Raw genomic sequence first — 22,660 nt, forward strand, 5'->3', positions numbered from 1 at the left:
TAAACGAATGAAGCGTTTACAATAAAACTCGCTGGATTCAATGACTGAAATGCAAAAAACGAGTATTGAAATACAAACAAAAAAAGCCCTCCTACTCTAGCAGGAGCGACTTCTTTAATTCTTTCGCATATGTACGGCTGACAGGAATGATGGACCCGTCTGTCATATGCAGGTTATATGTCGAATTAAACCACGGCTGGACTTCTTTCATATGAGAGGTATTCACGATATAGCTGCGATGGACCCTCATAAAGTAAGCCTCAGGAAGTTTCTTTTCAATGACCACAAGCGGTTCTGTGACCTCATACATGTGATCCTTTGTTTTCACGACCTTTTTCCCCTCGCTGAGTCCTACATACATGATCTCTTCAACTTGCAGGATCACAATTGAGTCATCGACTGAGATCGCTAATTTTTGCTGGCGGGGCGCTTTCTCATCTGACAGCTGGTGCTCTTGCGTCTCAACAGATTTCCATTTTTTAAACTTCTGGATAGTCTGGAGCAGCCGCTCTTCATCAAATGGTTTTGTTAAGTAATCAAGTGCACTTACCTCAAACGCCTTCAGCGCATATTGATCAAAGGCTGTCGCAAATACAACCGCTGGCGGATCAGACATCCGGTTAAGCCTTTTGGCAATATCAAATCCGTTCTCACCAGATAAATCAATGTCTAAAAAGAGCAGATCCGGCTTATGGTCGACCATCCGGTCAAAAGCAGATTCTATATTTTCTGCTTCCTCTATTTGAACATCCTCTTTCGTTCTTCGTAATAAGTATTTTAATTCATCTCTTGCTAACACTTCATCATCTACGATTAATACTTTCATCAACGAGAATCATCCTTTTTTACATAGTCCATCGGAATGCGAAATGAGATGTCAGTGCCTTGGTCACTATGAATGGATAAAGCGGCTTGTCTGCCAAAAATTCCTCTTAACCGCTGATCTAAATTAAAAAGGGCTGTCCCTGTTCCTTCTAGTGATTTGACAGGCGCTTTTAATAGCTGAGCCATCTTATCATCTTCAATCCCCTGTCCATTATCTGTCACTTTCATATAAACATGCCCATCTTTCATCAAAGCGGATACGATGACTTCACAATTCGTTTGATGTTTAGGAAAAGCATGTCTTACTGCGTTTTCAACAAGCACCTGAAGCACAAAGGGAGGAATCATCACCTGCTCCAGCTCCTTTTCAATTTGAAAGGTCACATGGTACTTATTTGGAAACCTTGCTTGTTCGAGTGATAAATATGCCTCCACATGCTGAATCTCTTTATGCATTGGAATCAGCAGCTGCCGGGCACCTTGCATATTTGAACGAAAATAAATACTTAGCTGCAGCAGCAGCTTCCTTGCCATCTCCACATTGGTTCTGCATAAAACAGAGATGGTATTAATGGCGTTAAATAAAAAGTGCGGGTTCACTTGTGCTTGAAGTGCTTTGATCTCTGCATCTTTTAGCAGGCGGCTTTGGGTTTCCGCCTCCCCAAGCTCAAGCTGTGTGGAAAACAGCATCGCCAAACCTTCTGCAAGCTCCTCTTCCACCCTGCTTAATCCGACCGGAGAATTGAAATACATTTTTAACGTTCCAATCGTTTGACCGTTAGAAGTGAGCGGCAGCACGATTGCGGCTTCAAGAGGGCAATGGGCGACTGAACAATTGATTTCGTCCTTCGAATGTGCCTTCATAATCTTGCCGCTCATCAATACTTGTTTCGACAGCCCCGTAATCAGGCTTTTAGATGGAATATGATGATCTGTTCCATCTCCGACATGCGCTAAAATCTTTTCTGTGTCTGTTAAGGAGACCGCATCTGTTTCAGTCAACCGATGAATGATCTCCGCCACACTTTTACATGACTGTTCATTTAACCCTTGGCGGAAAAAAGGCAGTGTTTGATCGGCGATCGAAAATACACGATGTGTCTGCATCGCTTTTGCCTGCTCTTCTTGCCGAATGACAGACTGTAAAATAGATAAAAAGATAAAGCTGCCGATTCCATTCACAAAGATCATCGGCAAAGCGATGATACTGACAAGCCCCCATGCATCCGCAAATGGCTTTGCAAACAGAAGGATGATGATCATCTGTAATGATTCCATCGCTACACCAAAAAGGGCTGCTTGGCGAGGAGTCACCATTCGATTCCTCCGCTTAAACCTGCTGCCGACATAGCCTGCAATGACACCCGCTAAAATGGAAGAAATCGCACAGCTGAGCGCAGTGCTTCCTCCTAGGGAATAACGATGAATTCCAGCTAAAAGCCCTGCACCAATCCCTACAAACGGCCCCCCGATCAAACCACCCATTTCGATCCCCATAATTCTCGTATTGGCGATAGAGCTTGACGAGCCGAGATGATAAGAAAACTCATGATTCATGACAATTTGCTGCTGGATTTCAATTCCTGTGTAATTGCTGATAATACTAAAAGAAGCAAAAATGAAGACAAGGATTGCCTTTTTCCGAAACCCTTGATTATGTAGCAATAGATTGCGAAAGCCCTTCACATGAGCAAGCACAAATCCTAAAATAACGATGATCCCCACACGCTCGATCATCATGATAATTAAATGAAGCAAACCGGCCACCTCAAATGATGTATGTCATATCTACTGTCTTTCTATTCTATCATGTGCGGTCAATGATCAAAGATCTCTCAAATCTTTTCTTTATTGGCCCCTTCTTCTATTGTAAAATGAACTTGAGCCTGTCACTTGCAGTTGAAGGTAACACATACATAACAAGGGAGAAGATCATGAAAGCCGTATTTTTCGATTTAGATGATACTTTGCTTTGGGACGAAAAAAGCATTCATACAACTTTTCAAGAAACTTGCCGGGAAGCGGAAAAGAAATATGGACTTGATCCAGAATCGTTTGAACAGATTGTACGTGAAGAAGCAAGAAAGCTGTACTCTTCCTATGAAACATATGACTATACTGTCATGATCGGCATTAATCCTTTCGAAGGACTGTGGTCCAATTTTAGTGAACCGATTAGCGAAGGCTTTCAAAAGCTGAACGCCATTGCACCAGAGTATCGTAAAAATGCTTGGACCAACGGCTTAAAGACAGCGGGAATTGACGATGAGGCATTTGGACAATATTTGGCTGATTTCTTTGCAGCAGAACGCAGAAAACGCCCATATGTCTATGAAGAAACATACCCTGTTTTAAACCGCCTGAAAGGCAGCTACGAATTGCTCCTTTTAACAAACGGAGATCCTAGCCTTCAAAAGGAGAAACTGGCAGGTGTTCCTGAGCTTGCCCCTTATTTTAACGAAATCGTGATTTCAGGAGATTACGGGAAAGGCAAACCTGACCCGGGTATCTTTGAGCACTGCCTTCAGCTGTTAAACTTAACAAAAGACGAAGTGATCATGGTTGGAGATAATCCGAAAACAGATATTCTCGGCGCATCTCGCGTTGGCATCCAAACCGTTTGGATCAATCGCCATGGCAAGAAAAATGAAACAGATGTGACGCCTGATTATGAAATCAAAGACTTACATGAATTGTTTGATATATTAAAATAGAACAAAAAAACACCCTTCTCCTGACGAGATTGGGTGTTTTTGTATTTTTAGAGCTATATGATTGCCGCTAGACTTTTCGCTTGCCGGTCTAAGCCGCGTGCTGCTTCTCCTACAACGATGAATTCCTCACTTGCCTGCTTTACAAGATCCCGGTTTGTAAACACGGTTGTCTTTGCCCGGCTTGTTCCGCTGCTGACTTTCTCTACTTCTGCATGGATCGCCTTCACATATTGATCTACCTTGACGATCGCTTCTTTTGAATTTGTCGCAAGCTTTCGAATCTCTGCTGCCACTACACTAAAGCCATTTCCATAGGAACCCGCATGTGCCGCTTCTATTGCTGCATTTAAGGCGAGCAGCTGGGTTTGTGAAGAAATGCTGTTGATGGTTGCCGCAATGGAGCTGATGGACTCTACCTGCTCCGTTAATCCTTTTAACAAGCTCATATTTTGATCGGTTTCGTTTGCTATATGATCAAAGGAGGCATTGACACTTTGACTATGCTGAATGCCAATTTCTGCTCGTTCCATTAATTTCGCAGACATCTCCTTTAGGTCTTCTACGACTTGCTTCATTGTATGTTCTCTCTCCGTAATATCTGTTGCCACTTTCACAACACCCACTACAGTTCCTTCTTCATCATGAACAGGTGAATATGTCGCTTCAAGCCATAAGCTGCTGCCGTTTTTTGTGATCCGCTGCACTTTTTCCTGAAAGACTTGACCTTCTCTCAAACGCTTCCAAAACATGTGATAGCTCGTGTGTTCTATAATATGCGGAGGACAGAACTGTCTATGTTTAAGACCGATCATCTCTTCTTTAGAATATCCCATGGCTTTTGCAAAAATATCGTTCACCCATAGAACTTCACCTGTCACATTAAATTCAATCATTGCCAGCGAGTGCTCTAATGCACGAAGAACAGCTGATTGCTCCAATATATGTGACGAAAAATTGTTTGTTGTTTGCATCATCGCTTTCATTCCCCCAATTTGTCTCGAACCAATAGTACATACTTACCCTTACTTTTGTACTATCTAAACGTCTCTTTTTAGAAATTGGATCACTAGTGGAAGTGTTCTCCAAAAAGAAAAAGCCAGTGATCTAAAGAGAATCACTGGCTGTGCTTATTATTTCTTTGCTTCTGCTACTGCATGTTTCACAAAGGCTTCAAGATCCATTGTTTCTGAATCTTGTTCCCCGTATTTTCTTACATTGACAGCGCCATTTTCTGCTTCTTGATCTCCGACGACAAGCATGTACGGAATCTTTTGCATTTGCGCTTCTCTAATTTTGTACCCAATTTTTTCATCGCGGCTGTCAAGCTCTACACGAAGACCTTCAAGCTGCAAACGTTCTTGTACTTTTTTCGCATAGTCTAAATGAACAGACGGTGAAACTGGGATGACTTGGAATTGTACAGGTGCCAGCCATGTTGGAAGGGCTCCTTTGTATTCTTCAATTAAGAAGGCAACGAAGCGTTCCATTGTAGAAACAACACCTCTATGAATCACGACTGGACGATGGTGCTTTCCATCTTCTCCGATATATGTGAGATCAAAGCGTTCTGGAAGTAAGAAATCAAGCTGTACAGTGGATAATGTCTCTTCTTTTCCAAGAGCTGTCTTCACTTGTACATCAAGCTTCGGCCCATAAAATGCCGCTTCGCCTTCTGCTTCATAGTAGTCGTGACCAAGCTCGTCCATTGCATCCTTCAGCATCGATTGTGCTTTATTCCACATCGCATCGTCATCGAAATACTTCTCAGTATCTTCTGGATCACGATAAGACAAGCGGAATGTGTAGTCATTCAAGCCAAAGTCTTGATACACTTCTTCAATTAAACGAACTGTACGGATGAACTCGTCTTTGATTTGATCTGGACGAACAAAGATGTGTGCATCGTTTAAGGTCATACCGCGAACACGCTGAAGGCCGGATAAGGCACCTGACATTTCATAGCGGTGCATTGTACCAAGCTCTGCAATACGAATTGGCAATTCGCGATAGCTGTGCGGCTCGTTTTTGTAAATCATCATATGGTGCGGACAGTTCATCGGACGAAGAACAAGATCTTCGTTGTCCATTTCCATTACTGGGAACATGTCTTCTTGATAATGCGCCCAATGTCCTGATGTTTTATACAATTCAACACTTGCAAGAACTGGTGTGTACACATGTTCATAGCCAAGACGCACTTCTTTATCGACAATGTAACGCTCAATGACGCGGCGGATTGTAGCGCCTTTTGGCAGCCAAAGCGGAAGTCCTTGACCAACCTTTTGGGAATTCGCAAACAGTTTCAGCTCTTTTCCAAGCTTACGGTGATCGCGTTCTTTCGCTTCTTCCAGCAGACGTAAGTGTTCATTTAAATCTTCTTTGCTGAAGAAAGCTGTTCCGTAAATACGCTGAAGCATTTGGTTGTTACTGTCACCTCTCCAGTATGCACCGGCAAGGCTTAACAGTTTAAACTCTTTGATTTTCCCTGTAGACGGCAAGTGAATCCCGCGGCAGAGGTCAAAGAATTCACCCTGCTCATAAATCGTCACAGCTTCACCTTCTGGAATCGCCTCTAACAGCTCAAGCTTCAATTCATCACCAATCGCTTCAAAGCGCTTTTTCGCTTCTTCTCTTGATACTTCAATTCGCTCAATTGGCAAATTGCTGTTAATGATTTTCTTCATTTCTTTTTCAATCTTTGGTAAGTCTTCAGGTGTGATGGCAACATCGATGTCTACATCGTAGTAGAAGCCATTTTCGATGACAGGACCTACGCCAAACTGAACGTGATGCTCTTTTCCATACAGACGTTTGATTGCCTGCGCTAGCAAATGAGCTGTGCTGTGGCGCATAATGTCGAGTGCTTCTTCACTTTTATCTGTGATGATCTCGATTGTTCCACTTTCTAATAGCGGCGTACGCAGATCTATTTCTTTACCGTTCAATTTACCGGCAAGTGCTTTTTTCTTTAGGCCCGGGCTAATTGATGCCGCGATGTCTTCTGTTGTAGCTGTTTTGTCAAACTCCTTGACTGCTCCATCTGGAAATGTAAGTTGAATTTGTTCTGACATCTCTGGTCACTCCTTTTTTTGGCAATATAAAAACCCCGCCCCCTGGAAAGGGACGAGGTTGAATAAACGGAATCGTGGTTCCACCCTTTTTCCCGTATTTGCAGCTTGCTTTTTCATAAGCAAATACGGCTTGCGGTTCGATAACGGGAATTCCCGTCAGCCATTACTAAAATTTCACAGCTGATGTTCAAAGGTGGTAAAGCAAATGGTCCTCTGCTAGGAAGCTTTCAGCCGCGGCTTCCCTCTCTTTAAGCGGGTGTTCATTTGTTCATGTCCTTATCAATACGGTCTCTGTATGAAGTTACACCGTATTATAAAACGTTTTTTCGTGAAAATCAAGAAAGCTTTTCACTTTTCTTGTTGAAATGAGCATGTACAAATTGAACATTCTGCTCTTGGAATGAATGAGACGGGAACACCTCGACCCTTTCTTGAAAAATATTTTGAATGGTTTGCACCATCGAGTGACCTGTATCATTTGTAAATAGGTCAATTTTTTGCGGTGCAATGGAGACAAGCGGTGCAATCAGCTGCGAATCAATATACATTGGATGCTCTCTTACAAACTGTCTGTCTATGTATTGTTTTTGATCACGCTCAGAAGCGTAGCGAAATTCCCAAATCACCAGGCGGTCCTGATGCACAACATGTACTTTTTCGAGCCTAGGCTCTCTTGCCATCACATAGTCTCGAAGCGATTGAATGAAATTTTGATACTCTTGCTCCATTTTGTATTCTTCAATGGACACTTCAACATAGTTCTTCAGCCTTCGGTCATACTCTGACAGTCTAAATGTCATAAATGAACCAATTGAAAAAACGCCTTGCTGTAAAGAAATCGCATCAAGCTCCTTTTTTAAAAGGGCTTCTCTTGACGGGTCTTGCTGAATGCCGGGAATATCATCTAAATCCCCGTTCATGATACTGTGTGCGATGGAAAGAATTTGGTGCTGCTCTTCAGGATCTTTAAACAAATAGGTGTTTTCAAGGATGCTGCGCATGCGCTCATTTTCTTTGCATTCCAAAAAAAAGTGAACCAATAATGGCCGCACAATGTGCTCAAGTGCTTCTTCGGATTCCTTCGCCTCTATGAGAAGCCGGTCTTTCCCTTGTTGAATTGACATGTGATGCCGACTGTCTAAGTGTTCAGCAAGATGTAAAAAAGCGGCGGTATCATATTCATCTTCAAAGATTATTTCAAGCATGTTTGTCCCCCCTAACGACATCTGTTACATATATATGGGGGGAACATAAAAAATAGACGCCTAAAATAAATCAGGCATCTTTCTTTTTAAAATGAGTGGAACAGAGATAAAGATCAAATAAATCAAACAAACAACCACTAAGGCGGCATAATTTCCGCTGACAAAGCTTGAGCCGAGAACATTTAACGCAATTGTCCCCGGTATTAAGCCTAAAAAGGTGGCTGTCACAAATGCACGATAATTTGCACGTGAAGCAGCTGCCGCATAGCTGACAAAATCAAAGTGAATCGGTGCAATACGCAATAACAAAATATAAAGAAATCCATGCTCCTGAATGCGGGACGTCACCGCTTTCAGCTTTCGGCTGTTTGATTCCGTTTCCTTCTTTTTTGCACGAAAGGTTGAAGCAATCATGAAAGAGCCTGTTGCCCCGGCTGTCGCTCCAATGAGGGCATAAATCGTCCCAAGGACACTGCCGAATGCCAAACCTGCCGCCAAAGAAAAGACCGTAATCGGGACGAGAACAAACGGGCGGAAAAGAGATAAGAAAAGAAAAACAAAGGGAGCCAGCATTCCAAATTGAAGCACCCAATTCTTCACATCTTTTGGCGCCAGCTGAAGATGCTGTTTATTCAGCCACCACAGCGCAGCAGCAAGAATGCCAATCCCAAGAAAAAGCAGCCATTTTCTTTTGTTCATTTCATTTGCTCCTCCTTCAGGTGACATACGCTTTTATAAATGACGGCGGTTTTCTCCTTCGAGCAACACTGGCTCTGCTAAATAGAGAATCCGTTCCATTAAACGAGCGGCTTTGACCTCTTCTTTTTCTCCCCGCTGTGAGTACGTAAAGTGATGCTTCAGCTCGTTTGGTGAGAAATTAGAAGAGAAAAATGTCGGCAGCTGCTCTGCCATACGGTATTGTAAGATCGTACCGAGCAGTTCATCCCGCACCCAGCTTGTCATCGATTCTGCCCCAATATCATCAAGCATTAAAATAGGAGTGGACTTGACCATATTCAGCTTTTCTTCTAGCGTATGATCGGCTAATGAATTTTTTAACTCTCTTACAAATTCAGGCACGTAAACAAGGAGAGATGGGTATTCTTTCTCCGCTAGCTGCTGCGCAATAGCTGCCAGTATATACGTTTTTCCTACTCCAAACTTTCCGTGTAAATACAAGCCTTTTCCTTTTCCAGTCTCATCATAGCTTTGGAGGAATTGACCTACTTTTTGAATGACCTCTTGTCTCCCCACAACGTTCAGATCAGCGAACGTCGCTTGAAGGACATTTTGCGGAATATACATGCTTTTCATCAGCTCTTGCTGTTTCTTCTGTCTATCGAGCCGCAGCTTGACTGGGCAAGGAGAATATTCAATATCAATACTCTGACCTTTGATCACAAGCTTCGGGTGATACCCATCTAAAATCGCATTAACGTTTTCGTCATCTAAGCAGTAAGAGCAGCCCTTCGACTGCTGCACATATTCAAAGAGCCGGTTCAAGCTGCGATTGATCATGTCTTCATGTATCTCTTCTTGATGCTTCTGTAAAAAAGCCTTCACATCTTCATCAGATAACACACTTTCTTTAATCTGATTGTATCTCACGCGAAAATCTACTCGTCCTTTTAGCTGTTCAAATGAACGACCGATCGGTTTCATCCCATCTCACCTCACCTTAATGTGCATTGTACTTTTTCATATTTTTAAACTGATCTAACAGTTTTTCTTTTTCTCGTTCGAGGTCTTCTGTAGACAGATTGTCCGTTTGCTCTTTTGCCGGCTGTTCTTTTGTTTCGGTTTCTTTCATCCAGTCAGGCAGTTTCTCTTCCCGGACAACTTTTCCTGTACCATATGGGCTGCGCTGCTTTTTCTGCTGCGCCCACTCTGTCATTTGTCTGTTCTCTTCTTTGGCAATTTTCATGGCCGCTGCTACGGTTTTAATTTTCTTCCTCACCCAATGAGCGGCGATTTTTTGCATATATGTTTTTGACAGCTTCATATCTGTTTTGAGTAATGTATAGTAGATGAGAACATTCATGACACCTGGCTCTAGCTGCTGCTCGAGCATGATATCTTCGACAATTCTTAAGTCGGCATACGTTGGCTCAATACCATCTGCCATGTCTTTTAGCAGCTCTCTAGGCGAAATATGATCCAGTTTTTCAATCAATTTTGCATCTGGAGTATCAGCCGCCGGCGTCTTTGAAGCATCTTGGCGCAAGTGTCTTGGCTGTTTTTGATCAATCAGCTTTGGCTGTTCGCCTCTGTATTCAATTTGGTACCAGTCTCTTGCTGCTTTTCTCAGCTCTTCTGTTGAGATCATTTGATCCGAACCGCATGCACCTGCTACAATATTTTGCATTTGAAGCGGGGTGATGCCGTATACAACAGCTAACTTCTTAATTGTTTCTTTTACCTGCTTTGTCAAAGCCTTTCTTGGAATCATCATGTCAGACATACCTGCTAATAATAGATCGAAATCAAAGGATTCGTCTGAGAGCGGTGCCGGCTGACTCGATCCAACGGTCACATATTCATAGCCTTGATCAAGCGATGACGCCTGATGAATTTCTTCTGTCATCTTGCGCTCGCCTGGCTGCAATACGTGAAAGACTTCTTCAAACGACCGTGAAATGTTCTTTGCTTCTGCAGGAACACCTGGATAGGAGAAATAATCACGCAGCTGCATATATTTTGCTTTCTCAACCCGATGGTACAGCAGGACATTCAGCATACCATCTTGGAAAAACTCATCTGGTCTTAGCGGCGGTACAAGCTCATATGTAAACAGTCTGCCTTCTTCCGTTTCCTGTTCATATGTGCGGAGTAAGCCGATCGCTTCAAGCTTTAAACGTTCCTCAAAAATATCATTTAAATTCGTCTGCAGCATGACCATGAGCTGCCGATGAGGTGCAGGTTTCCCCCACATACGATTTTGTTCCAGCTCACCCCACAGCGTCATGTATAAGCTGAAAGCGGACATGCCAATAAGCGGCTGATATAAAAGAGTGATGAGCTGTCTATCGATGTCACCGAGCAATGAAGCGCTTTTGACGACATACGGATCGACGGCTAGCACTTCCTTCCAATGCTCTGTCATATGCTGATCCTCCCCATGAATTGCGATTGTTTCCATTGTACACTCTTTTTACGTTTTACGCTTTACGCAGGAAAAAGAGCATGAAGAATCTCCAGCTCTTTTTAGCGTTCTTTCTTTAATAGATCTTTTAATTCATCAATAAAAACATTGATGTCTTTAAACTGCCGATAAACCGAGGCAAACCTGACGTAAGACACTTCATCAATTTTCGCCAGCTCGTCCATGACCATTTCACCTACAAGCTCGCTTTTCACCTCTGACATGCCTTGATTGCGCAGTTCTTTTTCGATATTAAAGCAGACATCCTCCAGCTGCTTTAAAGCGACAGGACGCTTTTCACACGCTTTGATGAGTCCTCTCAGCATTTTTTCCCGGCTGAATTCTTCTCGAATCCCTTCTTTTTTCACCACAATCAGCGGTAATTCTTCTAATTTTTCAAACGTCGTAAAGCGATATTGGCAGCTTTCGCACTCTCTTCTACGACGGATGGATTTCCCTTCATCTACTGGTCTTGAATCAAGCACCCTTGTGCCAAGGTGCTGACATGTGGGACATTTCATTTCATCAGCTCCGATCTATTCTTGGAAGTTGTTTGTCTAGTTCATCATAAAGGGACAGAACGGTCTTTTGACTATAGCCGAAATCTGTTGGCAGGGCCGTTTCTGTTGTCACATTAAAATCGACAGCTGTTTCAAAAGGACGAATTGAAATGACAGTCGCCACGAGAAAGGCTTTTTTCGGCAATCGTATGTTTGCGCTGATTTCACCTCGTTCTGCTGAAACAGATGTCACTTGATAAGAATCGCTTCGGGAAAGAATGGTTTCCACCGCTTGAAAAACTTGTGCATTCGTCGATTTGTAGTAATGGCTTTTCAGTTCTGACACTGGATGCTCGTCAGATGTTTCTGTATGGTTTGACATGAATCGCTTAAACTTTTGTCTTAAAGTCATACACGTATCCCCTTTGCCATAATGCCTCTTTCTTTATTTTATAAAAAAAACCTTTGTTTTCCTAGAACAAAAGTATAGACAAGCTGGGGAATGTTGGATTTTTATCAAAAAAAATATAAAAAGGAGCATAACACAAAGGCATTCAATGCTTTTGGCCAGCTCCCATTGCAATCTTTTTTAAGTTTACAGTGCTTTGGCTTGTGCCTGTTTTACTTGTACAGGACCCATGCCTCGAGGAATTTCGATGTTTTCTCTTGTTTCAGCACCTAATTCATCTCCGATATGATCTGCTGCAATATTCGGATCTAGGTCGCCGCAAGTATAAACATCTATGCTCGCATAACCATGTTCAGGAAAGCTGTGAATTGTCAGATGAGATTCAGAAATAATGACAACTCCACTTACTCCTTGAGGTGCAAATTTGTGAAAAGCAACCTCTCTTACCTCAGCTCCTGATTTCAAAGCTGCATTTACAAACGTTTTTTCAATAAAATCCATGTCGTTCAGTTTATCACAGTCGCATCCCCATAGCTCGGAGATAACGTGACGTCCGATTGTTTCCATCATGGACCCCCCTTTAAACAAGAATGAAAGAGTGAAGTTCTAAGCAGCCGGACCGGACATATACCACGGGGGAAAGTTAGTCCTAAGAGGTCCTAACCCTTTAAGTATACCCGAATGAGTCTGCGAACAAGAAGTTCACGAAAAATAGTATACTTTGTTTAGACCCATTTTGCAAGCTGTGTTTTTAGTGGGATTTTCTCTCATTTCTTGAAAAGGGACGATCGTCTTCTTCATTTCAAACAGCAGACAGCTCTTTCATCTGTGCGCCGACAAATTTCACAAGGTCAACCACTCGGCATGAATAACCCCATTCATTGTCATACCATGCAAGAACTTTTACTTTTCTCCCTTCCATTACCATCGTTGTCAATCCATCAACGACTGCTGAGTAAGGGTTCGTGTTAAAGTCCGTAGAGACAAGCGGCTCATCTGTGTAATCTAAAATACCAGCAAGAGATGTTTTAGATGCATTCGAGAAGGCTGCATTGACTTCTTCTGCTGTGACATCTTTTTTTAAGTCTACAACAAGATCAACCATCGACACATTGGAAACCGGCACGCGGAGTGCAAGCCCATGCAATTTCCCTTTCATGTGCGGAAGCACTAAAGAAAGCGCTTTAGCGGCACCCGTCGTAGTTGGAATAATGGACTGAGCACATGCTCTTGCCCGGCGCAGATCCTTATGCGGGTTATCGATATTTTTTTGATCATTTGTATAAGCATGAACCGTTGTCATTAACCCGTTGTCGATGCCAAATTCATCATCTAACAGTTTCACAACTGGTGCTAAACAGTTTGTTGTACAAGATGCGTTTGAAATAATGACGTGCTTTTCAGGATCAAGATCATCCTCATTGACACCCATCACAATCGTAATGTCTTCATTTTTACCTGGAGCTGTTAGAACGACTTTTTTCGCTCCAGCATCTATATGGCCCATCGCTTGATCTTTTGAATTAAATTTACCTGTTGCTTCAATGACGATATCAATCCCAAGCTCTCCCCATGGAAGCTGCTTTGGATCTCTATTATTAAGCAAAAGCACTCTTTTGCCATTTACAATCAAGGCGTCATCTTCTGCAGTCACATCACATTCGTAACGTCCATGATTTGTGTCATATTTAATTAAATGTGCTAGCGTTTCGGCAGGATAGCTTGCGTTCACCGCTACAATTTGAATTTGATCATCAAGCATTGCTTTTCTGAAGACCATGCGTCCAATTCTGCCAAACCCATTGATCGCTGCTTTTACCTTCATGAACAGGTCACTCCTCTATTATGTGTTATACTCAATAAATTTATTTATGAAATTAGTATATCACATTAGAATGTAATTGCCAGTATATAAACGTATATTTTCTAAAAAGGGCTGTTCTTTTCAAAGGAAATAAGAATAAAGCATAAAAAAAGAAGAGTACGTATATGTACTCTTACTTATCTGTATGTTCCCATTCATTTAATATGTTCTGCAATTGCTTTCTGATAAACGCGAGATCTTGTGTGTTCTCTATCACGTGGTCTGCTTTTTTACATTTCTCCTCAAGAGACTGCTGAGAGTGAATACGATTCAGTGCTTCTTCCTCGCTGAGGTCATTTCGATTCATGAGCCGCGACAGCTGCAATTCAGGCGTTGTATACACCACAATGATGCGGTCGACGAGGCTTTCCAGCTGACTTTCAAATAAAAGCGGGATATCGAGGACAACGAAGGTTTCTTGCTGACTAACTCCTTCATCTCTCTGTTTGAGCATTTCCTTTCTCACTTCAGGATGAACAATCGCATTCAGCTGCTTTCTTTTCTCTTCATCAGAAAAAATGATGGCTCCAAGCTGCTGCCGGTTCAGCTCCCCATTTGGCAGGAGAACATCCTCGCCAAAGGTTTGAACGATTTGTTGAAGAGCTGGTGTACCTTTGGCAACCGCTTCTTTTGCAATGACATCTGCGTCCACGACCCGGATGCCCTGCTCTTTTATCATTTGCGAGACGGTGCTTTTTCCACTAGCAATCCCGCCTGTTAATCCAATGACAAGCGTCAATTGATTTCCTCCTTTACAGCTTCCACACCCCAATTAAAATGAGCAGAAGCCCTGGTAAGCATGCAAGTTTATCGATCCAGCGCCAATTTGCCAAGTAATGACCGGAACGAAGCCCTATACACACAAAGAGAGAGCTCATCACGGCCACAGTGATACTCATGACAATTGGTGAAAAGCCTAGAATCGCAGCGCCAATCCCTGCGCCAAATGCATCAATGGATAAAGCAATCCCAAGAAGCACCGCTTCTATTCCATTAATCGTCCCAGAACGGTCAATATCTGCACTTGTCGGCTTGCGCAAAATTTGAATGACAAGACCAAGTGACTGCACTTCCACATTAAGCAATGTCTTTTCATGAAGTAGCAAATCACGCTCTTTCGCTGGTTTGTAAAATTGATAAAGGACCCAAAGTCCAATGGCAATCAAAATGCCTCCACCAAGTTTATCTGTCACTGAGACAGGGAGGAATGTCGTCAGCAGGCTGCCAATCAGCATAGAAATGAGCAGCACAATCCCTGAACAGCATGCAATAATGACAATCGCTTTAAATGGAATCTTCATTTTACGAAGTCCATACGTAAAGCCTACAGAAAAGCTGTCAATGCTGACTGCAATAGCTAAAAACAGGAGCGAAATCGAAATCATACCTGAACTCTTCCTTTCTGTTCATGCAACGATGATCAAGAGTCTCTAGGCGTCCTTAGACTCTTCTTCACTATATGAAGAGCAGGTGGGCTGTGTGTCAGTCTACACCTTGCTGAAAAATGAATGTTTTTTATCGTATGCACAGTAAAAAGGAAGCATGCTGATGGCTGATTTTTATTGAGGACGTTTTTGGCAGGTTACACAAAAATGTGTGCCGCGCCCTCCGACTACTGTTTTCTCAATGATGCTTCCGCATGTTTGACAAGGCTCTCCCCGCCGGTCATACACAAGAAGCTGCAGCTGAAATGTTCCAATATCACCTTGTGAATTGATATATGAGCGAATCGTGCTTCCTCCTGCATCTACCGCTACTTGAAGTGTATCGATAATATGCATGTGAAGCACTTTACACGATTCAAGGCTGAGCTGATTCGCTTTTGTTTCTGGATGAATGCCTGCTTTAAACAAAACCTCATCTACATAAATATTACCTAGTCCCACGACAATCTTTTGATCAAGCAGCGCTGTTTTGACCACACGAGATGTTTTTTTCAATTGCTCCCATAAATATTCCGGAGTGAATTGATCATCAAAAGGCTCATACCCCAGCTGTGAGAGCGGGAGTTCCTTTTCCTCTTCCCCCGGCTGAAATAAATGCATCGTGCCAAATTTACGCACATCATGATACCGAAGCTCAGTACCATCTGTAAAAGTAAAGACGACGTGTACATGTTTATCGTATGGCTCATGCGCTTCATGTACACGGTATTTCCCTTCCATCCTTAAATGGGAGACCATTACGTAGTGGTCTAAATGAAAGAGCAGGAACTTTCCTCTTCTTTCAATGGTTTGTATCGTTTCTCCTACCATCCTTCTTGCGAACTCTTCCGGCTCCCCAGGACGTTTGATGATATTCGGCCATTTGATATTGACCGTTTCAATCGTTTTTCCTTCGACTAACCGCTTGAGTGTGCGCCGGACGGTTTCAACTTCTGGTAATTCCGGCATGCTCCTCGCTCCTTTTTCTCTCTCTATTATTTTGCGTCGTACCAAGATGGGCCTGAAGCAAAATCAACTTTTAACGGCACATCTAGCTGAAGTGCATTTTCCATGACTTCAGGGACAATTTTTTCGAGTATGGCAATTTCTTCTTTCGGCGCTTCGAAGATCAATTCATCGTGCACCTGTAATAAAAGATTTGCCTGCAAGTTTTCTTCTTTTAACTTACGCGCCATATCAATCATGGCTTTTTTAATAATATCAGCTGCACTGCCTTGGATCGGTGTGTTCATGGCTGTTCTTTCCGCAAAGCTTTTGATATTAAAATTGCGGCTGGTGATATCCGGGATATACCGTCTGCGTTTGAGAAGTGTCGTGACATATCCTTTTTGTTTCGCTTCCTGCACAATCTCTTCCATATAGGTTTTCACGCCTTTAAAGCTTGTTAAATAGCGTTCGATAAAGGCAGCTGCTTCTTTTCTTGTGATCCCAAGATTTTGAGATAATCCATAGTCACTGATTCCATATACAATTCCGAAGTTGACAGCCTTGGCTTGTCTTCTCATAGAGGAAGTCACTTCTTCTTCTGAGACATGGAACACGTCCATCGCTGTTTTCGTGTGAATATCCATATCTTGCGTAAACGCTTCGATCAAATTCTCATCCTGAGAAATATGAGCGAGAACACGCAGCTCAATTTGTGAATAGTCAGCAGCAAACATAAGCCAGCTTTCTTTTGATGGAACGAATGCTTGACGAATCTTCCGTCCTTCCTCTAAACGAATTGGGATGTTTTGCAAGTTGGGATCTGTTGAGCTTAGTCTTCCTGTTTGCGTGAGCGCTTGATTAAATCGTGTATGCACTTTATGGGTATCCTTGCGCGTTACCTTCATTAAACCTTCCACATAGGTCGATTGGAGCTTTCCAATTTGGCGGTAATGCAGAATAGACCGAATGATTTCGTGCTTATCTTCAAGCTTTTCAAGAACATCCGCAGATGTCGAGTAACCTGTTTTTGTTTTTTTAATAATCGGCAGACCTAACTTTTCAAAAAGAATCACGCCAAGCTGTTTAGGAGAATTGATGTTAAACGTTTCACCTGCTAAGCGGTGAATGGTTTCCTCATATTCTTTCAGCTTTTTCGCTAACTCTTCACCCATCTTCTCTAGGCGCTCAATATCTACCTTTACGCCAAGTGATTCCATTTCACCTAAGATGAGGGCAAGCGGCAGCTCTAAGTCTTCATACAGTTCATGTTGATCATTTTTTTCTAGTGCTTCAAGTGTTAAATCATGCAGAGCAGAGATCGCCGCTGCTTTTCGTCCAAGATGTTCCTTCAGTTCATCTTCAGGTGGGATCGCCTGCTTTGCTCCTTTTCCGTACACTTTTTCATCAGAAAATGCGATGTTAAGACCGTATTCCTTCGCCACACTTGCGACGTCCTCATAGGATTTCTGAGGATTGACGACATAGGAAGCGAGCAGGACATCGTTATCGACACCTTTTAGATCGACATCGTGCCATCTGAGAGCGACAACTGCTCTTTTTGAATCGAAGACCCATTTCTTCTTCGTTTCATCCTGTACCCATTGTTTAAATGCATCTGATTGAAGTGCATCTTCTTTCGTGATAAAAAACGCACCATTTTCATTATGGATCGCAAAACCAATCAAATCTGCTTCATGATAATTATCTCCAAGCTGTTCTACCACAAGGGCGGCATGATCTGTCAGCATCTCATCCGTTACTTCGGTCATTTTTTTCACTTCTAATGCTTCTACTTCGACCTGTTCACCTGTTTCTGGTGCTTCTCCTAGACGTTCTAGCAGCGTTTGAAAGCCTAGTTCTTTATAAAGAGAGATCACTTGATCCATATGAGGACCTTCATATGCGAGATCCTTGCTTGATACATCAATTGGCGCTTCTACAAGAATCGTTGCGAGTTTTTTACTCATCACTGCCTGCTCTTTATATTCTTCAAGCTTTTCTTTGAGTTTTTTCCCGCTGACTTCGTCAATATGTTCAAGCAGGTTTTCAACCGTTTCAAACTGCTTTAACAATTTAATCGCTGTTTTTTCACCTACACCTGGCACCCCTGGGATATTATCTGAGGAATCTCCCATCAAACCTTTCATATCGATGATTTGATCTGGGCGCAGGCCATATTTCTCTTCAATATGAGCCGGTGTGTAATATTCTACTTCTGTAATGCCTTTTTTCGTAATTGCTACCGTCGTACGGTCTGTTGAGAGCTGCGTTAAGTCCTTATCTCCTGAGAAAATTTTGACTTCAAAGCCGTCTTTTTCTGCCTCCACAGCCAATGTCCCGATAATATCGTCTGCCTCGTATTGAGGAAGCTCGTACCTTTTCACCTGATAGGCATCTAATAGTTCACGGATAAACGGCATTTGTTCTGATAGCTCTGGCGGCGTTTTTTGTCTTCCGCCTTTATATTCTTTAAATGTCTCGTGGCGGAACGTTGTTTTTCCCGCATCAAATGCGACAAGCATATGGGTTGGCTTCTCGTCCTCGAGCATCTTCATTAAGATCATCGCAAAGCCATAAATGGCATTTGTATGGACGCCTTTATCATTTGATAATAGCGGCAAAGCAAAAAAGGCTCGATATGCGAGACTGTTTCCATCCACTAGTACTAATTTCTTTTTGTCTGTCATGTTTTAATCCTCCATCGGCTGAGCCATTTCAGCCGTCTCTTTCACACATTGTATCATCATTTTATCAAAGTTTATTTTGAAAAGAAAATAGTCGAACCTGCATAAAAAAAGGGACGAAAACAACAAGTGTTTTCGTCCTTACAAAATTGGCTCCTTGGATGAAGGGGTTCCTATTCATCCTACCAATGATTGTTTAACTAAACATGAATCCATTGTAAAGATCATGTAAATTTTAACGTGACTTTCCATTTTTCCCTATTTTGATTTCAGGCTCACTGTAAAAGTTGTTCCTTTGCCTTGTTTGCTATGGACCGAAATCGTTCCTTCATGCGCCTCCACAAGGTGTTTGACAATGGCAAGACCAAGTCCTGTACCGCCTGAATTTCTACTTCTATCTTTATCAATTCGATAAAATCTCTCAAATATTCTTGGAATCTCGCTTTTCTTCATGCCGATTCCTGTATCTGCTACATGAAATTCATAGGCGCCTTTCCGCGGTCTTGCCGAAATGGTGACACTCCCTCCCTCTGGTGTATAGGTAAGGGCATTGTTCACGAGATTGAGGAAGATTTGCTTTAACCTCAGCGGATCTGCCATCACATAGACAGGCTCTTTCGGGATTCGCACTTGTAATTGAATGCCTTTTTCTGCGGCCTTTTGTTTTAAAAGGACTTCAATCTCTTGAATGATTTCTGTCGCATTGGCGTCTTGAATATTCAGTTTGAAATGCTGCTGCTCGATTTTGGAAAGATCGAGTAAATCTTGAATGAGAGTTTCGAGACGGACACTCTCTTTTAGAATGATGGAAAGGAATTGTGTCAGCGCTTCTTTATCATCAATCGCTCCATCAAGAAGAGTTTCAGAGAATCCTTTAATCGACGTAATCGGTGTCTTTAATTCGTGAGACACATTGGCGACAAAATCTTTTCGCATCTGCTCCAGCTGCTTTGTTTCTGTCACGTCATGAAATACAAGGACAATTCCTTTCCATTCATCGTCTGTACTTAAAATGGGAACACCATCCACCTGGAAGTAGCGCCGTTCAATGTCAACAGCCAGGCGTAAAAACTTCCGCACCTTCGTTTCTGTCATGAAAATTTCGTCAATCAGCTCAATAATTTCTTCATGAGTAAATGCTTCATGATACAGCTTGTGCATGTAAATGTGCTTTTGCACTTTAAACTGCTTGCGGAAGGTTCGATTGACTAGGTTGATATATCCCATCTTATCAATCAAAATAATTCCTGCACCGATGTTTTCAATGACTGTTTGCAGACGGTCCCGCTGCATTTCCCCAGTGCTAGTCATTTCTTGAAGGCTTTCTGCCAGGCGCTTCATTGATGTATTAAGCTCACTTGTTTCGATGATGAGCTCTTCATAATGATTGGTATCATAGTTCCCGCGTTCCAGCTGTTTGGCTACCTTTGTGGCATAATCTATCGGTTTTACATATTTCATCGACATGCGGTATCCAAAGAAAACGATAATAATAATCGCCGAGCCAAGACAAACGGCTAATGCGAGCCAAAGCTGGCCGTCAATTTCATTTAAAGGCTGGAATGACGCATGGAGAAATAAATAGCCCACCGGTTTGTTTTGTTTCAGGATAGGGACGGCGTAATGAAACAGCGCATCCTTCTCATCCTCAATGACGACGCCTTTTGTTTGAAGGCGTTCATTGTTCAGTGTGTTTTGAATGATGCCCCTTTGCTCCGCTTGACCTGTTGTATGTATGATATTCCCCTTCAGGTCCACAATTGACGCATTCATATCGAGATGCTGCTTTGCCTGATTGAGGATCTTCTTGTTTTGCTTCGCCTGCAGATCATCACCATCCATGGAAGAAAGAAGAAAGCTCGATTCATTTTCCATTCGTTCCGTTAATTTTGTTTCATAAAAAATATGGAACATGTGATCCAAAAAAAGGCCAAGTGCAACAAACACAATAAAAAGGAGAAAAATAAGGCCCGAAAACAGACGGGTTCTAATTTTACTCATTTGGCTTTGGCTCCTCCAATTTGTAGCCTAAGCCGCGAATGGTTTTAATGTATGTTGGTTTTTTCGTATTCTTTTCAATTTTGTCCCGCAAGTGGCTGATATGTACATCCACAATACGAGTGTCACCTGCAAAGTCATAATTCCAAACGGCACTTAGCAGCAGATCACGTGTGAGGACACGTCCTTTATGCTTGGCCAAATAAAGCAGCAGTTCAAATTCCTTCGGCGTAAGCTCTAGGCGTTCTTCTTGGAAGTAGACTTCGTAGTGTTCTGGTAAAATGCGCAGTTCACCAATTTTGATTTGGTCTGCAATGACCTCTTCCTTCTCCTCTTGCGCGGGGACAGGCTGAGATTGCTGCGCTCTTCTCAAGATGGCTTTTACCCGAGCACCGACTTCTCTAGGACTGAATGGCTTTGTCATGTAATCATCGGCTCCAAGCTCAAGGCCGAGCACCTTATCAAATTCATCGTCCTTTGCTGTCAGCATTAAAATAGGGAACATCATTTTTTGAATTCTCAGTTGTTTACACACTTCAATGCCGTCCATCTTCGGAAGCATTAAATCTAATACAATGAGATCAGGCTGTTCACTTGCTGCTTTTTCAAGCGCTTCTTCCCCATCTCTTGCTGTGACGACATCATAGCCCGCCCTTTCAAGGTTATAGCTTAGAAGTGTTACAATCGATTCTTCATCATCCACAACTAATATTTTTTTATTCATGTTGTGCCTCCAATTAGTGATTTCCCCTGCATCCGTTTTTTTGTATCTTATGTGAAAAGCGAGAAGTCATGCTTTCTCTTTCATTTTAACGAAAGCTTAACAAGAGGACAATTTAAAATTTCGACAAGATTTGTTTTGTAAACAAAAAGAAGGCCCCTCATAAGAGAAGCCTTCTTTTTTTCATATTAAGACAATACTTTCATGACGTTCTTAACAGATTCAACAGAACGGTCAAGCTGACTTCTTTCTTCTTCTGTCAACTCAAGCTCAATGATCTGCTCAAGGCCGTTTCCACCTACGATTGTTGGTACACCAAGGTAAATGCCTTCGTAGCCATATTCACCTTCAAGGTATGCAATCGTTGGGATCACGCGGCGCTGATCTTTTAGAATCGCCTCAACCATTTCTACTAGTGAAGCAGCAGGTGCATAATAGGCACTACCGTTACCTAACAGGTTTACGATTTCGCCGCCGCCTTTTCTTGTTCTTTCAACAATCGCATCAATACGATCTTTTGGAATCAATGTTTCAAGCGGGATACCGCCAGCATAAGAGTAACGAACAAGCGGAACCATGTCATCGCCATGTCCACCAAGGACAAAGCCCGTCACATCTTTGACAGATAGGTTTAATTCTTGAGCAACAAACGTACGGAAACGTGCTGTATCAAGAATGCCCGATTGTCCAATGACTTTTTCTTTTGGTAATCCTGATTCTTTATAAACTGCATATGTCATTGCATCAACAGGGTTTGTTAACACAACAATAATGGCTTCTGGAGAATATTTAACGATTTCGCGTGTCACGCTGCGCATGATTTTTTCATTTGTGGACACGAGATCGTCACGGCTCATTCCCGGCTTTCTTGCAATTCCTGCCGTAATGACCACGACATCAGAACCGGCTGTATCTTCGTAGTTAGAAGTGCCTGTAATGTTCGCATCGAAGCCTTGAACAGGGCTTGCTTCCAGCATATCAAGTGCTTTCCCTTTTGTTGGGTTCTCAAGCTGCGGGATATCAACTAATACGACATCCGCTAATTCTTTTTGAGCTGTTAGAAATGCTGTAGTTGCTCCAGTAAAACCTGCTCCGATGACAGATACTTTTTTACGCTTGTTTGCCATTTCCTTTTTCCCCTTTAACTTTAAAGTT

General features: G+C 42.4%; 20 protein-coding genes and 1 other annotated feature. Of the genes, 1 reads left to right on the top strand and 19 read right to left on the bottom strand.

The window, feature by feature from the left end; translation table 11 throughout:
* Nucleotides 1–91: 91 nt before the first annotated feature.
* Together H7F25_RS11755 and H7F25_RS11760 are read right to left on the bottom strand one after the other, a co-directional pair.
* Complete coding sequence (locus tag H7F25_RS11755) at nucleotides 92–829, bottom strand: LytR/AlgR family response regulator transcription factor (RefSeq protein ID WP_176966884.1); 738 nt, start codon at nucleotides 827–829, stop codon at nucleotides 92–94.
* A complete protein-coding gene (locus tag H7F25_RS11760; protein WP_041115033.1) occupies nucleotides 826–2,583 on the bottom strand; it encodes a sensor histidine kinase in 1,758 nt (585 codons plus the stop codon). Before H7F25_RS11760 ends, H7F25_RS11755 begins: the two co-directional genes overlap by 4 nt.
* Nucleotides 2,584–2,759: 176 nt before the next feature.
* Between H7F25_RS11760 and H7F25_RS11765 the strand changes: the two genes are divergently transcribed.
* The gene (locus H7F25_RS11765) at nucleotides 2,760–3,539 is read left to right on the top strand and encodes an HAD family hydrolase (protein ID WP_024426132.1); all 780 of its coding nucleotides are present in this window, start codon (nucleotides 2,760–2,762) and stop codon (nucleotides 3,537–3,539) included.
* Between the two features lie 53 nt (nucleotides 3,540–3,592).
* On the opposite strand, the gene H7F25_RS11770 is transcribed toward H7F25_RS11765, so the two are convergent.
* The 17 genes from H7F25_RS11770 to mdh all read right to left on the bottom strand — a co-directional run bounded on the left by H7F25_RS11770 (nucleotide 3,593) and on the right by mdh (nucleotide 22,632).
* Entirely contained in the window at nucleotides 3,593–4,513 is a 921-nt protein-coding gene (locus H7F25_RS11770; protein WP_185853753.1) for a methyl-accepting chemotaxis protein, read from the bottom strand.
* Between the two features lie 156 nt (nucleotides 4,514–4,669).
* Entirely contained in the window at nucleotides 4,670–6,610 is a 1,941-nt protein-coding gene (thrS, locus tag H7F25_RS11775; protein ID WP_024426134.1) for a threonine--tRNA ligase, read from the bottom strand.
* Between the two features lie 45 nt (nucleotides 6,611–6,655).
* Nucleotides 6,656–6,902 (bottom strand) — a binding site (T-box leader).
* Nucleotides 6,903–6,945: 43 nt separating this feature from the next.
* Nucleotides 6,946–7,815 carry a putative sporulation protein YtxC gene (gene ytxC / locus H7F25_RS11780; protein WP_024426135.1) on the bottom strand — a complete coding sequence of 290 codons (870 nt, stop codon included), beginning with the start codon at nucleotides 7,813–7,815 and terminating at the stop codon, nucleotides 6,946–6,948.
* 60 nt (nucleotides 7,816–7,875) lie between these two features.
* On the bottom strand, nucleotides 7,876–8,514 hold the full coding sequence (locus H7F25_RS11785; protein WP_025092250.1) for a TVP38/TMEM64 family protein: 639 nt from the start codon (nucleotides 8,512–8,514) through the stop codon (nucleotides 7,876–7,878).
* A 33-nt stretch (nucleotides 8,515–8,547) separates the two neighbouring features.
* Nucleotides 8,548–9,477, bottom strand: coding sequence for a primosomal protein DnaI (gene dnaI / locus H7F25_RS11790; protein WP_024425710.1), 930 nt, complete (start codon nucleotides 9,475–9,477; stop codon nucleotides 8,548–8,550).
* Nucleotides 9,478–9,493: 16 nt separating this feature from the next.
* The gene (locus H7F25_RS11795; RefSeq protein WP_024426137.1) at nucleotides 9,494–10,918 is read right to left on the bottom strand and encodes a replicative helicase loading/DNA remodeling protein DnaB; all 1,425 of its coding nucleotides are present in this window, start codon (nucleotides 10,916–10,918) and stop codon (nucleotides 9,494–9,496) included.
* Nucleotides 10,919–11,019: 101 nt separating this feature from the next.
* Entirely contained in the window at nucleotides 11,020–11,478 is a 459-nt protein-coding gene (gene nrdR / locus H7F25_RS11800; RefSeq protein WP_003216720.1) for a transcriptional regulator NrdR, read from the bottom strand.
* Between the two features lie 4 nt (nucleotides 11,479–11,482).
* Nucleotides 11,483–11,869: a hypothetical protein gene (locus H7F25_RS11805; RefSeq protein WP_024425708.1), complete on the bottom strand. Its 387-nt coding sequence runs from the start codon at nucleotides 11,867–11,869 to the stop codon at nucleotides 11,483–11,485.
* A gap of 183 nt (nucleotides 11,870–12,052) precedes the next feature.
* A complete protein-coding gene (speD, locus tag H7F25_RS11810) occupies nucleotides 12,053–12,433 on the bottom strand; it encodes an adenosylmethionine decarboxylase (protein WP_003216492.1) in 381 nt (126 codons plus the stop codon).
* A gap of 235 nt (nucleotides 12,434–12,668) precedes the next feature.
* A complete protein-coding gene (locus tag H7F25_RS11815; protein WP_024425707.1) occupies nucleotides 12,669–13,691 on the bottom strand; it encodes a glyceraldehyde-3-phosphate dehydrogenase in 1,023 nt (340 codons plus the stop codon).
* A gap of 172 nt (nucleotides 13,692–13,863) precedes the next feature.
* Entirely contained in the window at nucleotides 13,864–14,469 is a 606-nt protein-coding gene (coaE, locus tag H7F25_RS11820; RefSeq protein ID WP_107163245.1) for a dephospho-CoA kinase, read from the bottom strand.
* A gap of 13 nt (nucleotides 14,470–14,482) precedes the next feature.
* A complete protein-coding gene (ytaF, locus tag H7F25_RS11825) occupies nucleotides 14,483–15,115 on the bottom strand; it encodes a sporulation membrane protein YtaF (protein WP_034279660.1) in 633 nt (210 codons plus the stop codon).
* A gap of 174 nt (nucleotides 15,116–15,289) precedes the next feature.
* Nucleotides 15,290–16,123 carry a DNA-formamidopyrimidine glycosylase gene (gene mutM, locus H7F25_RS11830; RefSeq protein ID WP_185853754.1) on the bottom strand — a complete coding sequence of 278 codons (834 nt, stop codon included), beginning with the start codon at nucleotides 16,121–16,123 and terminating at the stop codon, nucleotides 15,290–15,292.
* 26 nt (nucleotides 16,124–16,149) lie between these two features.
* Nucleotides 16,150–18,789, bottom strand: a complete 2,640-nt coding sequence (gene polA, locus H7F25_RS11835) for a DNA polymerase I (protein WP_185853755.1) — start codon at nucleotides 18,787–18,789, stop codon at nucleotides 16,150–16,152.
* Between the two features lie 255 nt (nucleotides 18,790–19,044).
* On the bottom strand, nucleotides 19,045–20,787 hold the full coding sequence (pnpS, locus tag H7F25_RS11840; protein ID WP_185853756.1) for a two-component system histidine kinase PnpS: 1,743 nt from the start codon (nucleotides 20,785–20,787) through the stop codon (nucleotides 19,045–19,047).
* Nucleotides 20,780–21,508 (bottom strand): response regulator transcription factor, encoded by a 729-nt coding sequence (locus tag H7F25_RS11845; protein ID WP_024426141.1) that lies wholly within the window; start codon nucleotides 21,506–21,508, stop codon nucleotides 20,780–20,782. The genes pnpS and H7F25_RS11845 overlap by 8 nt, the downstream gene beginning before the upstream one ends.
* A gap of 185 nt (nucleotides 21,509–21,693) precedes the next feature.
* Nucleotides 21,694–22,632 (bottom strand): malate dehydrogenase, encoded by a 939-nt coding sequence (gene mdh / locus H7F25_RS11850; RefSeq protein WP_008356047.1) that lies wholly within the window; start codon nucleotides 22,630–22,632, stop codon nucleotides 21,694–21,696.
* Nucleotides 22,633–22,660: the final 28 nt, after the last annotated feature.

It is taken from the genome of Bacillus sp. PAMC28571, assembly GCF_014250435.1.
GTDB lineage: Bacteria > Bacillota > Bacilli > Bacillales > Bacillaceae > Bacillus > Bacillus safensis.

Bases quoted from the DNA above. Each gene is read 5' to 3' on its own strand.
- H7F25_RS11765 (WP_024426132.1), top strand. From the start codon at position 2,760: ATGAAAGCCGTATTTTTCGATTTAGATGATACTTTGCTTTGGGACGAA.
- H7F25_RS11770 (WP_185853753.1), bottom strand. From the start codon at position 4,513: ATGATGCAAACAACAAACAATTTTTCGTCACATATATTGGAGCAATCA.
- thrS (WP_024426134.1), bottom strand. From the start codon at position 6,610: ATGTCAGAACAAATTCAACTTACATTTCCAGATGGAGCAGTCAAGGAG.
- ytxC (WP_024426135.1), bottom strand. From the start codon at position 7,815: ATGCTTGAAATAATCTTTGAAGATGAATATGATACCGCCGCTTTTTTA.
- H7F25_RS11785 (WP_025092250.1), bottom strand. From the start codon at position 8,514: ATGAACAAAAGAAAATGGCTGCTTTTTCTTGGGATTGGCATTCTTGCT.
- dnaI (WP_024425710.1), bottom strand. From the start codon at position 9,477: ATGAAACCGATCGGTCGTTCATTTGAACAGCTAAAAGGACGAGTAGAT.
- H7F25_RS11795 (WP_024426137.1), bottom strand. From the start codon at position 10,918: ATGACAGAGCATTGGAAGGAAGTGCTAGCCGTCGATCCGTATGTCGTC.
- nrdR (WP_003216720.1), bottom strand. From the start codon at position 11,478: ATGAAATGTCCCACATGTCAGCACCTTGGCACAAGGGTGCTTGATTCA.
- H7F25_RS11805 (WP_024425708.1), bottom strand. From the start codon at position 11,869: ATGACTTTAAGACAAAAGTTTAAGCGATTCATGTCAAACCATACAGAA.
- speD (WP_003216492.1), bottom strand. From the start codon at position 12,433: ATGGAAACAATCGGACGTCACGTTATCTCCGAGCTATGGGGATGCGAC.
- H7F25_RS11815 (WP_024425707.1), bottom strand. From the start codon at position 13,691: ATGAAGGTAAAAGCAGCGATCAATGGGTTTGGCAGAATTGGACGCATG.
- ytaF (WP_034279660.1), bottom strand. From the start codon at position 15,115: ATGATTTCGATTTCGCTCCTGTTTTTAGCTATTGCAGTCAGCATTGAC.
- mutM (WP_185853754.1), bottom strand. From the start codon at position 16,123: ATGCCGGAATTACCAGAAGTTGAAACCGTCCGGCGCACACTCAAGCGG.
- polA (WP_185853755.1), bottom strand. From the start codon at position 18,789: ATGACAGACAAAAAGAAATTAGTACTAGTGGATGGAAACAGTCTCGCA.
- pnpS (WP_185853756.1), bottom strand. From the start codon at position 20,787: ATGAGTAAAATTAGAACCCGTCTGTTTTCGGGCCTTATTTTTCTCCTT.
- H7F25_RS11845 (WP_024426141.1), bottom strand. From the start codon at position 21,508: ATGAATAAAAAAATATTAGTTGTGGATGATGAAGAATCGATTGTAACA.
- mdh (WP_008356047.1), bottom strand. From the start codon at position 22,632: ATGGCAAACAAGCGTAAAAAAGTATCTGTCATCGGAGCAGGTTTTACT.